This is a genomic window from Streptomyces sp. NBC_00271 (assembly GCF_036178845.1).
Taxonomy (GTDB): Bacteria; Actinomycetota; Actinomycetes; order Streptomycetales; family Streptomycetaceae; genus Streptomyces.
Genome location: NZ_CP108070.1, coordinates 4,548,549 through 4,562,279 on the forward strand (window position 1 = coordinate 4,548,549; position 13,731 = coordinate 4,562,279).

13 protein-coding genes are annotated in these 13,731 nt (G+C 71.9%); 3 read left to right on the forward strand and 10 right to left on the reverse strand.

Features of this window, described 5'->3' with window-relative positions:
- Positions 1-27: 27 nt before the first annotated feature.
- Positions 28-774, reverse strand: a complete 747-nt coding sequence (locus tag OG798_RS21075; protein WP_328757515.1) for a hypothetical protein — start codon at positions 772-774, stop codon at positions 28-30.
- A 1-nt stretch (position 775) separates the two neighbouring features.
- The gene (locus OG798_RS21080; RefSeq protein ID WP_095854656.1) at positions 776-1,297 is read right to left on the reverse strand and encodes a sigma-70 family RNA polymerase sigma factor; all 522 of its coding nucleotides are present in this window, start codon (positions 1,295-1,297) and stop codon (positions 776-778) included.
- Between the two features lie 294 nt (positions 1,298-1,591).
- On the opposite strand from OG798_RS21080, the gene OG798_RS21085 reads away from it, so the two are divergent.
- The gene (locus OG798_RS21085) at positions 1,592-2,608 is read left to right on the forward strand and encodes an aspartate-semialdehyde dehydrogenase (protein ID WP_097225932.1); all 1,017 of its coding nucleotides are present in this window, start codon (positions 1,592-1,594) and stop codon (positions 2,606-2,608) included.
- 68 nt (positions 2,609-2,676) lie between these two features.
- On the opposite strand, the gene OG798_RS21090 is transcribed toward OG798_RS21085, so the two are convergent.
- Entirely contained in the window at positions 2,677-3,189 is a 513-nt protein-coding gene (locus OG798_RS21090; RefSeq protein ID WP_095854654.1) for a DUF1203 domain-containing protein, read from the reverse strand.
- A 111-nt stretch (positions 3,190-3,300) separates the two neighbouring features.
- On the opposite strand from OG798_RS21090, the gene pepN reads away from it, so the two are divergent.
- Complete coding sequence (gene pepN / locus OG798_RS21095; protein ID WP_097225930.1) at positions 3,301-5,880, forward strand: aminopeptidase N; 2,580 nt, start codon at positions 3,301-3,303, stop codon at positions 5,878-5,880.
- A gap of 101 nt (positions 5,881-5,981) precedes the next feature.
- Here pepN and OG798_RS21100 read toward each other — a convergent pair whose 3' ends face one another.
- Both OG798_RS21100 and OG798_RS21105 read right to left on the reverse strand, forming a co-directional pair.
- Positions 5,982-7,253, reverse strand: coding sequence for a M14 family zinc carboxypeptidase (locus OG798_RS21100; protein WP_121416137.1), 1,272 nt, complete (start codon positions 7,251-7,253; stop codon positions 5,982-5,984).
- Between the two features lie 440 nt (positions 7,254-7,693).
- On the reverse strand, positions 7,694-8,659 hold the full coding sequence (locus OG798_RS21105) for an EamA family transporter (protein ID WP_328757517.1): 966 nt from the start codon (positions 8,657-8,659) through the stop codon (positions 7,694-7,696).
- Between the two features lie 230 nt (positions 8,660-8,889).
- Here OG798_RS21105 and OG798_RS21110 point away from each other — a divergent pair, with 230 nt between their 5' ends.
- Positions 8,890-9,387: a MarR family winged helix-turn-helix transcriptional regulator gene (locus tag OG798_RS21110; RefSeq protein ID WP_121416136.1), complete on the forward strand. Its 498-nt coding sequence runs from the start codon at positions 8,890-8,892 to the stop codon at positions 9,385-9,387.
- Between the two features lie 36 nt (positions 9,388-9,423).
- Here OG798_RS21110 and OG798_RS21115 read toward each other — a convergent pair whose 3' ends face one another.
- The 5 genes from OG798_RS21115 to OG798_RS21135 form a co-directional block, all read right to left on the reverse strand.
- On the reverse strand, positions 9,424-9,921 hold the full coding sequence (locus tag OG798_RS21115) for a hypothetical protein (RefSeq protein ID WP_121418487.1): 498 nt from the start codon (positions 9,919-9,921) through the stop codon (positions 9,424-9,426).
- Positions 9,922-10,107: 186 nt separating this feature from the next.
- Complete coding sequence (locus tag OG798_RS21120; protein ID WP_328757518.1) at positions 10,108-10,557, reverse strand: DUF4279 domain-containing protein; 450 nt, start codon at positions 10,555-10,557, stop codon at positions 10,108-10,110.
- Positions 10,558-10,838: 281 nt separating this feature from the next.
- Entirely contained in the window at positions 10,839-11,078 is a 240-nt protein-coding gene (locus OG798_RS21125; RefSeq protein ID WP_267061791.1) for a hypothetical protein, read from the reverse strand.
- 113 nt (positions 11,079-11,191) lie between these two features.
- On the reverse strand, positions 11,192-13,399 hold the full coding sequence (malQ, locus tag OG798_RS21130; protein WP_328757520.1) for a 4-alpha-glucanotransferase: 2,208 nt from the start codon (positions 13,397-13,399) through the stop codon (positions 11,192-11,194).
- The gene (locus OG798_RS21135) at positions 13,400-13,639 is read right to left on the reverse strand and encodes a hypothetical protein (protein WP_095854647.1); all 240 of its coding nucleotides are present in this window, start codon (positions 13,637-13,639) and stop codon (positions 13,400-13,402) included. It lies immediately after the preceding gene.
- Between the last annotated feature and the right edge of the window lie 92 nt (positions 13,640-13,731).

Sequence of the window (13,731 nt, forward strand, 5' to 3'; positions counted from 1 at the left end):
TGCCTTTTTCACGGGCACGTGCCTTCTTCACTGACACGTCAGGGTGCGGGACGCGGGCAGCGCCTTCACGATCCACGCCCGTTCGTCGGCGATGGCCTTCTCCCCCGTGGTCCAGCCGGTCGGTGTCGCCGGATCGTGCTGGAGGGCGACAAGTACTCGCTCGCCCTCGCGTGGCCGGGAAGCCACCTCCTCGTCCAGGACGAGGACGACCTCGGCCTTCCCCTTCTCCGGCTTGTAGTAGCGGTCCACGTGGAGGGTGATCCGGTTCTCCGTGGTGCCGGGGAGCGGCTCGACGTGGGCGACCGTGCCCTCCGCGACGAGCCGGGCGCAGGCCAGATAGCCGGGGGCGCTGAGCGAGGCACTGCCGCCCGCGGTCCCGCTGTCGGCCGCCTTGGCCCCGCTGCTGTCCGACGTGCTCATCGCGCCTCCCCCGTTGTGCGCGAGGATCCAGCCCATGCCGACGACCATCGCGGCCACGGTGGCCACGACGAGGGTGCCCACGACGAGGGCTAGGGGACGGCGCCCGCGGCTTCTGGGGGCGCCTTCGGGGCGGCGGGTGCGCTTTCTGGGGGCTCGTACCGGGGCCGGCCTCGCTTCCTCCGCACGGTCCGCCAGCGCGTCCCCGATGACCGCCAACTGCTCCCGCAGCAGCGCCACATCGGCCACCGCCGACCGGTGCTCGGCCATGAACTCGGGGTCGTCGCCGGCCCCTTCGGGCAGAGCCTCGTCAGTGATCGCGGCCAACAGCGCGTCCACTCCCTCATACTCGGCCACGTCACACCACCTCGTCCTCGTGCAGGCGGGCGCGCAGGGCGCGGACCGCCGAGTGCAGCCTGCTCTTGACCGTGCCCTCCGGGATACCGAGCTCCTCGGCGATCCCGCGCACGGACAGATCGGCGTAGAAGCGCAGGACGAGGACCTGGCGCTGGGCGTCGGGCAGCTCGTCCAGACCCTGCGCCACGGCGAGCGAGAGCACGCTGGAGTCCTCGTCACGGGCGTCCGCGGGCTGCCGCAGCGAGGCCAGCCGCTCGCCGAGCCGCTCCTGGCGCCGCTTGGCCCGATGCCAGTCCATCGCCAGGTTCGAGGCGACGACCGCCGCCCACGCGGACACGTCACGCGGCGCCTCGTCCCCCTTCGCCGTGCGTTCCAGCAACCGCAGGCGGACCTGCTGCACCCCGTCCGGCAGGTCCGCCTGCGGTACGCCACCGAGCGCGAGCACCGCCCGCACCCGGCGTTCCTGGGCCGCGTCCAGGGGATCGTCCGCCCCCTGGACCCGGCGTGGCTTTCTGCGCAGCACTCCGCCCCTCCCCTCCCGCGTTTCCTCTACGACGCCGGTGCGGGCCAAAACGTTCGGCCGCACGCGAAGGAGTCGTACGTCACACCGGGCCGGGGCCGGTGAGGACGCCCACGCCGTACGGCTTGCGGTCCCCGGCGGCCGACGGACGGTTTTCTTTCGGATGCCGCAGCAATGCCGTACGGCGGACACGTCCCATTCCTCGGGCGGCACGGGCAAAGGATTGGACACGCGGGCACCGGTCAGACGCATGATGGAAGCGCTGGACCATGGAAAACGCACGCTAAGGGAGTCGCCGTGAGGGTCGGAATCATCGGAGCCACCGGTCAGGTCGGCACAGTCATGCGCAGGATCCTCGTCGAGCGGAAGTTCCCGGTCGAGGAGCTGCGGCTGTTCGCCTCGGCGCGTTCGGCCGGGACGGTGCTCGACGGTGTGACGGTGGAGGACGCGGCGACGGCGGACTACTCCGGCCTGGACATCGTGCTGTTCTCCGCGGGCGGCGCGACCTCCAAGGCGCTGGCCGAGAAGGTCGCCGCGCAGGGCGCGGTCGTGATCGACAACTCCTCGGCGTGGCGCAAGGACCCGCAGGTGCCCCTGGTGGTCTCCGAGGTGAACCCGCACGCGATCGCCGACCGCCCCAAGGGCATCATCGCCAACCCGAACTGCACGACGATGGCCGCGATGCCGGTCCTGAAGCCGCTGCACGAGGAGGCGGGCCTCGAGGCGCTGGTCGTCGCGACGTACCAGGCGGTGTCCGGTTCCGGCCTCGCGGGCGTGGCCGAGCTGCACGGGCAGGTACTGAAGGTCGCCGCGGACGCCGACAAGCTGACCCATGACGGCGGCGCGGTCGACTTCCCCGAGCCGGGGATCTACAAGCGCCCCATCGCCTTCAACGTGCTCCCGCTCGCGGGGTCGATCGTCGACGACGGTCTGCACGAGACGGACGAGGAGCAGAAGCTCCGCAACGAGTCCCGCAAGATCCTGGAGATCCCCGCCCTCAAGGTCTCCGGCACCTGTGTCCGCGTCCCGGTGTTCAGCGGCCACTCCCTCCAGGTGAACGCCCGCTTCGCGCGTCCGCTGAGCGTGGAGCGCGCGACCGAGCTGCTGGCCGGCGCCCCGGGCGTCACCCTCTCCGAGATCCCGAACCCGCTCGAGGCCGCCGGCCAGGACGCGTCCTACGTGGGCCGCATCCGCGCCGACGAGACGGCCGAGCACGGTCTCGCCCTCTTCGTCTCCAACGACAACCTCCGCAAGGGCGCCGCACTGAACGCGGTCCAGATCGCGGAGCTGGTGGCGGCGGAACTCAAGGGCTGACGGAGCTCAAGGGCTGACACCCGCACAACGCGCCCCGGGGGCGGTCACCGCACGGTGACCGCCCCTTCTCACGCCCGCCGCACCTCGTAGAGGAAGCACCCGTACTCCACGGCCCGTACGTGGACGAGCGCCACCTCCGGGTCGGCGAAGGCCTCCGCGAAGGCCTTGTCGAAGGCGCCGTCGAGGGCCTCGGGGTTCCCGACCAGACGGCCGCCCAGGATGCGGCCCTCGGCGGAGTAGCGGCGGACCGTGCGGTGAGCGCCCGGGAAGGGGTGGCCGCGCAGGTCGGGGCCCGGGCAGTCGTCGGCGTGGATGAAGACCGGGCCCTGTTCGTCGTACGCGCCCGGGTCGACGCCCGTCCCGGCGGCCCAGCGGCGCAGCGGCGCGTAGGAGACGAGGGCGATCCGCTCCCCCGGTTCGCTGCGCCGCAGACAGCAGCGCAGCGGCGCGCCGCCCTCCTCGTCCGCGAAGGGAACCATCGGACGGTCCGCATCGTCAGCTGTGCGTAGATCCTTCAGGACCGCCGGATCGATGGGACGTGCCGTGTACGTCGTCGCGTCCATGGTCGTGTGCGTCGTCATGTCTCCAGGCTCGCGCCCGCGCCTGCCTGGCACCGGCGGGAAACGGACATCGCATCCGTGCAGGTCCCATGGAAGGATGGCGCAACCGTCACATAACGAGGAGATGACCGCGTGCCTGGCACAAACCTGACCCGCGAAGAGGCGCAGCAGCGCGCGAAGCTGCTCACCGTTGACTCGTACGAGATCGATCTCGACCTCTCGGGCGCGCAGGAGGGCGGCACCTACCGGTCCGTTACCACGGTGCGCTTCGACGTCGAGGAGAGCGGTTCGGAGACCTTCATCGACCTGGTGGCTCCCGCCGTTCACGAGGTGACCCTGAACGGGGACCCTCTCGATCCCGCCGAGGTGTTCAAGGACTCGCGGATCGCGCTTCCGGGGCTCCTGGAGGGCCGCAACGTCCTGCGTGTCGTGGCCGACTGCGCGTACACCAACACCGGTGAGGGTCTGCACCGCTTCGTCGACCCCGTCGACCAGCAGGCCTACCTCTACACCCAGTTCGAGGTCCCGGACGCGCGCCGGGTGTTCGCGAGCTTCGAGCAGCCCGACCTGAAGGCCACCTTCCAGTTCACCGTGAAGGCGCCCACGGGCTGGACCGTGATCTCCAACTCCCCGACGCCCGAGCCCAAGGACGACACCTGGGTCTTCGAGCCGACGCCGCGGATCTCCACGTACATCACCGCGCTGATCGTCGGGCCGTACCACTCCGTGCACAGCGTGTATGAGAAGGACGGACAGAGCGTGCCGCTCGGCATCTACTGTCGGCCCTCGCTCGCCGAGTTCCTCGACTCGGACGCGATCTTCGAGGTCACCCGGCAGGGCTTCGAGTGGTTCCAGGAGAAGTTCGACTACGCGTACCCGTTCAAGAAGTACGACCAGCTCTTCGTGCCGGAGTTCAACGCCGGCGCGATGGAGAACGCGGGCGCGGTGACGATCCGCGACCAGTACGTGTTCCGGTCCAAGGTGACCGACGCCGCGTACGAGGTGCGGGCCGCCACGATCCTGCACGAGCTGGCCCACATGTGGTTCGGCGACCTGGTCACCATGGAGTGGTGGAACGACCTGTGGCTGAACGAGTCGTTCGCCACCTACGCCGAGGCGGCCTGCCAGGCCTACGCCCCCCAGTCGCGCTGGCCGCACTCCTGGACGACCTTCGCCAACTCCATGAAGACGTGGGCGTACCGGCAGGACCAGCTGCCCTCCACCCACCCGATCATGGCCGAGATCAACGACCTGGACGACGTCCTCGTCAACTTCGACGGCATCACGTACGCGAAGGGGGCGAGCGTCTTGAAGCAGCTCGTCGCCTACGTCGGCATGGACGAGTTCTTCAAGGGCGTGCAGGCGTACTTCAAGCGGCACGCCTACGGCAACACGCGCCTGAGCGATCTGCTGGGCGCCCTGGAGGAGACCTCCGGGCGTGACCTGAAGACCTGGTCGGAGAAGTGGCTCCAGACCGCGGGCATCAACATCCTGCGGCCGGAGATCGAGACCGACGCGAACGGGGTCATCACCTCCTTCGCGATCCGTCAGGAGGCTCCGGCGCTCCCGGAGGGTGCCAAGGGTGAGCCGACCCTCCGCCCGCACCGCATCGCGATCGGTCTCTACAACCTCGACGACGACAGCGGCAAGCTGGTGCGCGACCAGCGCGTCGAGCTGGACGTCGACGGCGAGCTGACGGCCGTACCGGAGCTGGTCGGGGGGCGCCGCCCGGCGGTCTTCCTGCTCAACGACGACGACCTGTCGTACGCCAAGGTCCGCCTCGACGAGGACTCGCTCGCCTTCGTCACCGAGCACCTCGGCGACTTCGAGTCGTCCCTGCCGCGTGCCCTGTGCTGGGCCTCGGCCTGGGACATGACCCGCGACGGTGAGCTCGCCACCCGCGACTACCTGTCCCTGGTCCTGTCGGGCATCGGCAAGGAGTCCGACATCGGTGTCGTGCAGTCGCTGCAGCGCCAGGTGAAGCTGGCGATCGAGCTGTACGCCGACCCGACGGCCCGCGAGGCGCTGCTGACCCGCTGGACGGACGCGACGCTCGCGCACCTGCGCGCCGCCGAGCCCGGCAGCGACCACCAGCTCGCCTGGGCGCGTGCCTTCGCGACGACCGCCCGTACGCCGGAGCAGCTGGACCTCCTGGAGGGCCTGCTGGAGGACCGGGAGAGCATCGAGGGCCTCGCCGTCGACACCGAGCTGCGCTGGGCGTTCGTCCAGCGGCTCGCGGCGGTCGGACGCTACGACGAGGCGGAGATCGGCGCCGAGGCGGAGCGCGACAAGACGGCGGCCGGTGAGCGGCACGCGGAGACGGCCCGGGCCTCGCGTCCCACCGAGGAGGCGAAGGCGGAGGCCTGGGCCGCGGTCGTCGAGTCCGACAAGCTCCCGAACGCCGTGCAGGAAGCGGTGATCGGCGGCTTCGCGCAGACCGACCAGCGCGAACTGCTCGCCCCGTACACGGACAAGTACTTCTCCGTGGTGAAGGACATCTGGGACGCCCGTTCGCACGAGATCGCCCAGCAGATCGTGGTCGGTCTCTACCCGTCCGTCCAGGTCTCCGAGGAGACCCTCGCCAAGACGGACGCGTGGCTGGCCTCGGCCGAGCCCACCCCGGCCCTGCGGCGCCTGATCTCGGAGTCCCGCTCCGGGGTCGAGCGCGCGCTGAAGGCCCAGGCGGCGGACGCGGCGGCGGCGTCCGCGTAGTCCGTCGTACGTGAGTGGGGGCTCCCGGCGTCGTGCCGGGAGCCCCCTTTCGCATGAGCGCGCGGGTGGGGGCGTGTGGGGGGCGCGTGTGGGGCCCGGGGTCACACCAGGGCGCGGGCGAGTGCGAGCATCGTGCGGATCTGGAGCTCGGTCTGGTCGGCCACGGGAACCCAGCGGGCGTCGAAGGTGCTCGCCAGCTCACGTGCCCAGGTCTCCACGAGGGTGTCCAGCGCGGGGGCGCCGCCCAGGGCCTGCCGCATCATGGCCGCCGCGCGCAGCGGGATGCGCCGGGCGGCGACGCCGAGCGAGACGGAGTTGCCCACGGTGGTGGCGAGTTCGGCGGAGTTCCAGGTGTCCACGACTCCGGGGCCGATGTCCATGAGCTCGCGGGCGGCGGTGAAGTGGGCGATCTCTTCGGGGGTCTCCGGTGACCTGGGCCCCAGTTCCCCGACCACCGCCTCCAGTTGTTTGGCCCGGCCGAGCAGGATCTCGCTCGCCTCCGCGACCTCGCGCCGGGGCTCGGCGACGGGTCGTGGATCGCTGACGCCCGCCACGCTCCAGAAGGGCGCCTCGACGACCGCCGACACGGTTCCGTGCCGCATCGCGTACAGCCAGGTCGCCTGTGAGGTGAAGCCGGACGGGTCCCGTTCCTCGGTGGGGCTGCTGTCCGGCAGGACGAGCACGCCCGGGCTCTCGGCCAGCCATCCCATGCCGTCGAACGGCCGGTGTTCCAGCGGAATGCCGAGGTCCGCCGCGATCCGACGGTAGGCGGCCGCCGCCCCCGGCACCGCGCGAGTCAACTGCAGAAAGGATCCGCCCACTTCGACGCCGTGGAGCGAGAACTGCACGACCGGGCGCAGTTCGTCGATGAGCCGCACCAGCGCCTCGGACTCCGGCATCACCGGACGCGGGTCACTCGCGACGGGCGGAAACTCGGGCTGCGCGGCGAAGGCGGGCCGGTAGAAGCGCCGGTAGTAGCCCCGGAGGGTCGGCGAGGCCTCGGCCGCCGGTCCCTCGCCGGGCGGCCGCTCGCCGGACCGCCCGGTCAGCCAGCGCCCCGCGAGGCTCGCGCCGTCGGGGTCGAGGCAGAGCAGGAAGTTCCAGGTGCAACCGGACTCCTGGAGCAGCGCGGGCTCCCGCGCGAACCTCTCGGCCAGAAAGAGCGAGGTGACCCCGCCCACCGGTTCGTTGGCGTGCGCGCCAGCGACCGTGAGGATGTGCCGGGGGCCGTGTCCGGCCGACAGCAGCCACAGCGGCCGGCCGGCACGCGAGGTCCCGACGGCACGCAACCGCAGTGCACCGGGTCGTGCCGCCACCGTCGCGCGAGCGCGTCGCAGCAGCTCACCGAGGGTGGGATACGGAGTTCCCCGCATGCCGGGCGCCGGTCAGGTGCCGTTCGCGTTGCTGTCCCCGGTGGTCTCCTTCTTGTCCAGCGGACGGATCACGATCTTGGCGGCCATGTGGCCCCCTCTCTGTGTGGGCTCTGCGGTGGCCGAGTACCTGTCCGGCGAAACGGTTCAGCCGCCGTTGCCTCCGCTGCTGTCGCCCGTGGTCTCCTTCTTGTCCAACGGGCGGATCACCATCGTGGTGGGCACCCCAACTCCTCTCGTCATTAGGGACGTTGAGCGTTGCGGGCGCGATCGCCGACCGCGTCTCGTCAAGGCTCGACTCGGGGGACCAGAGTGTCAAGGCATGTACCTGTAACGGGAAGGGGTCCTGGTGACGGTGCCGGTCGACACGCTCCGCAGGCCCCGGATCAAGCCCGAGCACCGGCCGTACCGCACGATCGACGGCAACGTCCGCATCGGCAGCGTCATCCACGGCATCCGCGCCGAGATCGAGGACCCACAGGGCTGGGTCTGGACGCTGGTCGAGATCTTGCTCGGCGAGATTGGTCAGCGGGAGCCGGCCGCCCGCCACGCGGCCCGAGCTGGCCGAACACCGTCGCCCCGAACGCCAGAACCATCCCCGCCACCTGCACCGGCGTCAGCGACTGCCCCAGCGCCGCCCAGCCGATGACGGCCGCGGTCAGCGGCGACAGCGGGCCGAGGAAGGTGACCTGGGTGGCGCTGAGCCGGCCGATGCCCCGGAACCAGAGCCAGTACGCCACCGCCGTGTTCGCCAGCGCGAGGTACAGGTATCCGCCGACCGCCCGGCCGTCCAGCGCGGGCGGCGCGCCCTCGACCAGGAGGGCGACCGGGACGATCAGCAGCCCGCCCGCCGTCAACTGCCAGGCGGTGAGCGCCAACGGACCGACCCCGTCCGGCCGACCCCACCGCTTGGTGAGCACCGTGCCGGTGGACATCGACGCCGTCGCGGCGAGCGCCGCGAGGACCCCCACCGCGTCCAGCGCGCCCGCCGCCTTCAGCACGACGAGGCTGACGCCGAGGGCCGCGGCGATACCGGTGAGGAGCGTCCGCAGGGTCGGGCGGTCACCGAGCAGCAGCGCCGCGAGGCCCGCGACGAACAGCGGCCCGACCGAGCCGACGACCGCCGCCATGCCGCCGGGCAGCCGATACGCGGAGAGGAACAGCAGCGGAAAGAAGGCGCCGATGTTCAGCGCGCCCAGCACCGCCACCTTCCCCCACCAGGCGCCGCGCGGCAGCACCCGGGCCAGCGCGAGGAGCAGCAGCCCGGCGGGCAGGGCTCGCATCACCCCGGTGAACAGGGGGCGGTCGGCGGGGAGGAGCTCCGTGGTGACGGCGTAGGTGCTGCCCCAGGAGATGGGGGCCAGTGCGGTCAGGGCTATGAGGGCGGGACGGTTCGCGTTCGCGGCCATGGGGGCACCCGATTCCAAAGTAGGTCAGTGGAAAGTAGCTTAGCTCTAAGCGACTTTGGGTCAAGCTACTTTTCACTGACCAACTCACCTCCAAGCGACTCACCCCCAAGCAACTCCCTCGTCAGCAACTCCCTCGCCAGCAACTCCCTCGCCAGCAACTCCCTCGCCAGCTACTTCCTCGTCAGCCACTTTCTTGCGGGCAATCGACCACTCGGCGGATACTCGCCCCCATGAAGACGCCCCAGGACTCCGTCGACGCGATCATCGAGCAGTGGGCCACCGTCCGGCCGGACCTCGACACCGCCGCGATGGAGGTCTTCGGCCGCGTCTTCCGGCTCGCCCGCACGATGGGCGACCGGATGGAGAAGGCGTACGCGCCCTACGGGATCTCGCGCGGGGAGTTCGACGTGCTCGCGACCCTCCGTCGCTCGGACGACCCTTACACCCTCTCGCCCCGGCAGCTCTCGGCGACGCTTATGCTCACGACCGGCGGAATGACCGGGCGCCTGGACAAGCTGGAACGCGCGGGGCTGCTACGGCGCTCCCCCGACCCGCACGACCGGCGCGGACTCCAGGTGACGCTCACGGACAAGGGGCTGCGGCTCATCGACGAGGCCGTCGGCGCGGGGCTCGCCGTCCAGACGGAGGCCCTGGCCCACCTCGACGAGGAACGAGCCGGTCAACTGGCCGCCCTGTTGCGTGAGTTGCTGATGGGCACCGGCGCCTAGGGTCTCGGCTGGGCCCCGAACCAGGCCCTGAGGGCCTCAGCCCGCCGTGGCGACCCGGCTCGACCTGACACGTATCACGGCGAGCCGGCCCAGAACCTGAGCCAGTGCCATCAGCAGCAGCGCGGCGGTCCAGGCGGCGGAACCGGTGATCAGGTTGTCCTGGCTGAACCGCGCCAGGCTCCCGGAACCGCCATGAGTGGCCCAGTACTCGAATCCGGCGCGCGAGGCCATGCCGACGATCCACAGGAGCGCGGCGAGTGCCTCGGCGCGGGCGAACGCGATCCCGTCCGAGGCGCGGCTCAGCCGGGTGGCCGCGCCGCAGGCGACGCCCAGGACCGCGCCGGCGACGACACCGGCGATGTCGAGTCCGAGGTCGTGCCCCTGGGTCGGGAAGGACTTGAGGTAGTAGGCGGCCGCGGCGGCGACGGCCACGAGCGGCAGCAGCGTGTTGTGCAGCGTCTGCCGGACGCCTCGGATCTGCGGGATCACGAGGAGGATGAGGGACGCGGAGATCACGTAATCGGTCGTCGTCATGCCCATGAGCTTGCGCTTCACGACGCGGAACCACCTCGGCTCCAGGGTGGAGCCGAGGGTGGGTTTCCGCCTCAACCCACGGGTTGAGATCTAGGCGCGTGCCGCCGTCCTCGGCGTCGGGCGGCTCGACCCGAAAGCCCAGACGCCGACCAGTGCCGACCAGTACAGGCAGAACCTGACGAAGCACTACTGGCCGGGGTCGCCGTCGCCCCGCTGGTCGTCGCAGTCGTAGTACACGTACTGATCGATGTCCAGCGACGCCCCGGCCTCGGCCAGCCAGGCCAGCAGGGGCGCGCCCAGGAAGATGCCCTTCTGCCGCGGGTCCTCGGGATCGGTGAGCTCCTGGACGACCACCAGGGAGACGTGGGCGTCCCCGGAAGCGGCCAGCCGCCCCAGGGTGGCGGCGAACTCCGGCCCCCAGCCGAGGACCACCGCTTCGAGATCCTCCGGCCGCCCGGGCCCGCCCGCGGCCGAGACGTGCCGGCTCCAGGTCGCATGCGTGCGCGGCGGCGACTGGGGGCGCCTACGGCTGCCGATCGCGGTCGCCTCGTCGGGCCCGGTCCCCAGCCGCGCGGAGATCTCCTCCGGTTGCAGGGACTCGCTGACCACCCTCAGGTAGATCCGGAACGCGCTCACGGCCGGTACCTGTAATGCGTCGGAACCAAGATCTTCCCGTCCTTGCTCACGAGGACGACCCTGCCCTCGCCGTCACGCATCGCGTCGAACGCGACACGTTGTTCTTCCCCACCCAGTCGGCCTTGAAGGCGTGTGGGTCCTCGCCGGTCCCCCCGAGAACACGTCGAGGGACTCGAAAACACATCGAGGGAGTCCCCGCACCCGGTGGGTGCGCGGACTCCCTCGATCGAGAAGGATCCAGGCCTCGGCGCGCGGCCGGGGCTTCAGGTAGCGAGCCGGAATCAGGTCCGCTTCGGCTGCTTGTCGGACTTGTCCAAGGCCATCACGAGGCCCGCGATGACCAGGAACAGGACGATCGGCGTCACGACGTAGAGGCCGAGCGTCTCGATCACGCTCAGGCCCTTGCCGGGGTCGTCACCGTCGTCGCGGGTCAGCGCGAGCGCGGGGGACGACATGAGCAGCATCATCAGCGTCGTACCGGAAGCCAGGGCGCCGGCGCGCAGGGCGTTCTTCTTGTCCACGGTGCAAACGTAGCGAACACCTGAATGAGTCGCGCGCCCGGGGTGCCGTACGGAGGCCGCACCCCCGCCCGGACGCCCCGCTCACACACCCGGGACACCCCGCTCACGCCCGCTCACCCGCCTCCGCCACGCCCACGCGCACTCCCACCGTCACCCCGGTCGTCGCTCCCGCGGCCACCACGTCCGCCGCGTCCGCCGCGATCCCCGGACCGTCCCCTCAGCACGTCGATCAGCGCGTACAGCCGGGGCGAGGCCGCGAGCTCCTCCAGGGTCACCGGGCGGCCTTCCGCGTCGGCGATGGGCAGCCGCCAGTTCGGGTACTGGTCCCACGTGCCCGGCAGGTTCTGCGGTCGCCGGTCCCCGACCGTGTCCGGGAGCCATACGCCGATCATGCGGGCCGGGGTGCGCAGCAGGAAGCGGTGCACGGCCTGGATCTCGGCCTCCTCCGACACCGCCGAACCCGCGTCGCCCGCTCCGTGCAGCAGCCCGAGGCGGGCGAGCAGCGCCAGCCACTCCCCCGTGTCCGCCGTGGCCGCGGTCCGCTCGTCCTCCAGTGAGCCGGTGAGCAGGCCGAGCCGGTCGCGGAGTTCGACGTGGTCGCCGGTGAGCCGGGAGGCGGTGGGCGGCAGGTCGTGGGTGGTGGCGGTGGCCAGGCAGTCGGGGCGCCAGCGCTCGGGGGGCAGGGGCTTCCCGTCGCCGTCCCAGTCCCGTTCGAACCACAGCACCGAGGTGCCGAGCACCCCGCGCTCGTGCAGCGTCTCGCGCACGCCGGGCTCGACCGTGCCGAGGTCCTCGCCGATCACCAGGGCCCCGGCCCGCGAGGCCTCCAGGGTCAGGATCGCGAGCATCGCCTCGGCGTCGTAGCGGACGTACGTGCCCTCGGTGGGCGGCTGCCCCTGCGGCACCCACCAGAGCCGGAACAGGCCCATCACATGGTCGATGCGCAGGGCGCCGGCGTGCCGGAGGAGGGCGCGCAGGAGGCGGCGGTAGGGGGCGTAGCCCGAGGCGGCGAGGCGGTCCGGGCGCCAGGGCGGCAGGCCCCAGTCCTGGCCGCGTGCGTTGAAGGCGTCCGGGGGCGCGCCGACGGACATGCCCGCCGCGAAGTACTCCTGCTGCGCCCAGGCGTCGGCTCCGCCGGGATGCACTCCGACCGCGAGGTCGTGCACGAGGCCCACCGCCATCCCGGCGTCGCGCGCGGAGCGCTGGGCGGTGGCGAGCTGGGCGTCGGTGAGCCAGGCGAGGCGGCTGTGGAAGTCGACGCGGTCCATCAACTCGCCGCGGGCGCGGGTGGTTTCGGGTGAGCGCGGGTCACGCAGGCCCACCGGCCACCGCTGCCACTCGGGGCCGTAGGCCTCGGCGAGCGCGCACCAGGTGGCGTGGTCCTCCAGCGCCTCGCCCTCCTCGGCGAGGAAGTCGACGTAGGCGGCGCGTCGGCCGGGCCCGAGCGGCACTTGGCACACCAGTTCCAGCGCCTCGCGCTTGAGCTCCCACACGGCGTCACGGTCGATCAACGCGCCCTTGTCGAGCACGGATGCGCGCAGTCGCTCGGCGCGCTCCAGCAGCACCCCTACCCGGCCCGGGTCGTCGACGTAAGCGAACTCGGGGATGTCCTCGACCCGCAGATGGACCGGGTCGGGGAAGCGGCGGGAGGAGGGCCGGTACGGGGAGGGGTCGGTGGGGATGCCGGGTACGGCCGCGTGCAGGGGGTTGACCTGCACGAATCCGGCGCCGAGCGCCCGGCCGGCCCAGGCGGTGAGTTCGGCGAGGTCACCGAGGTCGCCCATGCCCCAGGAGCGCCGGGAGAGGAGGGAGTAGAGCTGGACGAGGAGTCCGTACGTGCGTCCGGGCGGCGCGGGCAGCCGGGCAGGGGCGGCGACGAGGTGGGCCTCGGCGGTGCGGCCGTCGGGGGCGGCGACGTGCAGGGTGTGGACGCCGGGCGGGAGCTGCTCGGCGGCGGCGCGGGTCTCGCCCTGTTCGGTGGTGATGCGCAGCCGGGTGCCGGTCGGCAGTCCGGCGAGCGCGGCGGGCGGGCTGCCGCCCCAGCACACCACCGTCGGCGGCAGCAGCCGCTCCCGTGTCTCGGCCTCCCGGGCGGCGAGGGCCGCGCGGACGGCGTCCGGGGTGCTCACGTCGACGCCGAGCGCCGCCAGGGCCGCGACGACCGCGGTGTCCGTGGCCGCGACCGTACGGTCCGGTGAGGGGCTGTAGGAGGTGGCGACGCCGTGCAGTGCGGCGAGCCGCGCCAGCGGTGCGTGCGGGTCGGGAGGGCCGGCCGGCGAGGAGCCGGCGGGCGAGGGGTCCGCGGGCGGGCGAGGCGCCATCTATACCCCCGAGATGTCCGTGGCGGCGCCGGTGGAGACGGGCTCGCTGGTCAGGTGCGCGGCGTCGGCCAGCGGCGGTTCGCTGGTCAGCGGCTCGGCGTCAGGGAGGGGAGGTTCGCTGGTCAGCGGGGGTTCGGCGGAGGCGCCCTCGGCGCTGAAGACGCACACGTGGGGCTCGACGGAGGGCTCCGTCGGGCGTTTGGAGAGGGCCGAGAGCAGAAGGTGTGCCGATGCGGCCACGGGGGTCTCCTTGTCGTCGTACGGCGGGAAGCGGGTTATCGCAGCTCTACCCAGCGGGCGCCGGGGCAGACGTATGCGGACGGACAACGTGC

What these genes read in the sequence shown, in the direction of transcription:
- OG798_RS21105 (WP_328757517.1), bottom strand. Translation starts at nt 8,659, where the DNA reads ATGGCCGCGAACGCGAACCGTCCCGCCCTCATAGCCCTGACCGCACTG.
- malQ (WP_328757520.1), bottom strand. Translation starts at nt 13,399, where the DNA reads ATGGCGCCTCGCCCGCCCGCGGACCCCTCGCCCGCCGGCTCCTCGCCG.
- OG798_RS21090 (WP_095854654.1), bottom strand. Translation starts at nt 3,189, where the DNA reads ATGACGACGCACACGACCATGGACGCGACGACGTACACGGCACGTCCC.
- OG798_RS21115 (WP_121418487.1), bottom strand. Translation starts at nt 9,921, where the DNA reads ATGACGACGACCGATTACGTGATCTCCGCGTCCCTCATCCTCCTCGTG.
- OG798_RS21100 (WP_121416137.1), bottom strand. Translation starts at nt 7,253, where the DNA reads ATGCGGGGAACTCCGTATCCCACCCTCGGTGAGCTGCTGCGACGCGCT.
- OG798_RS21110 (WP_121416136.1), top strand. Translation starts at nt 8,890, where the DNA reads ATGAAGACGCCCCAGGACTCCGTCGACGCGATCATCGAGCAGTGGGCC.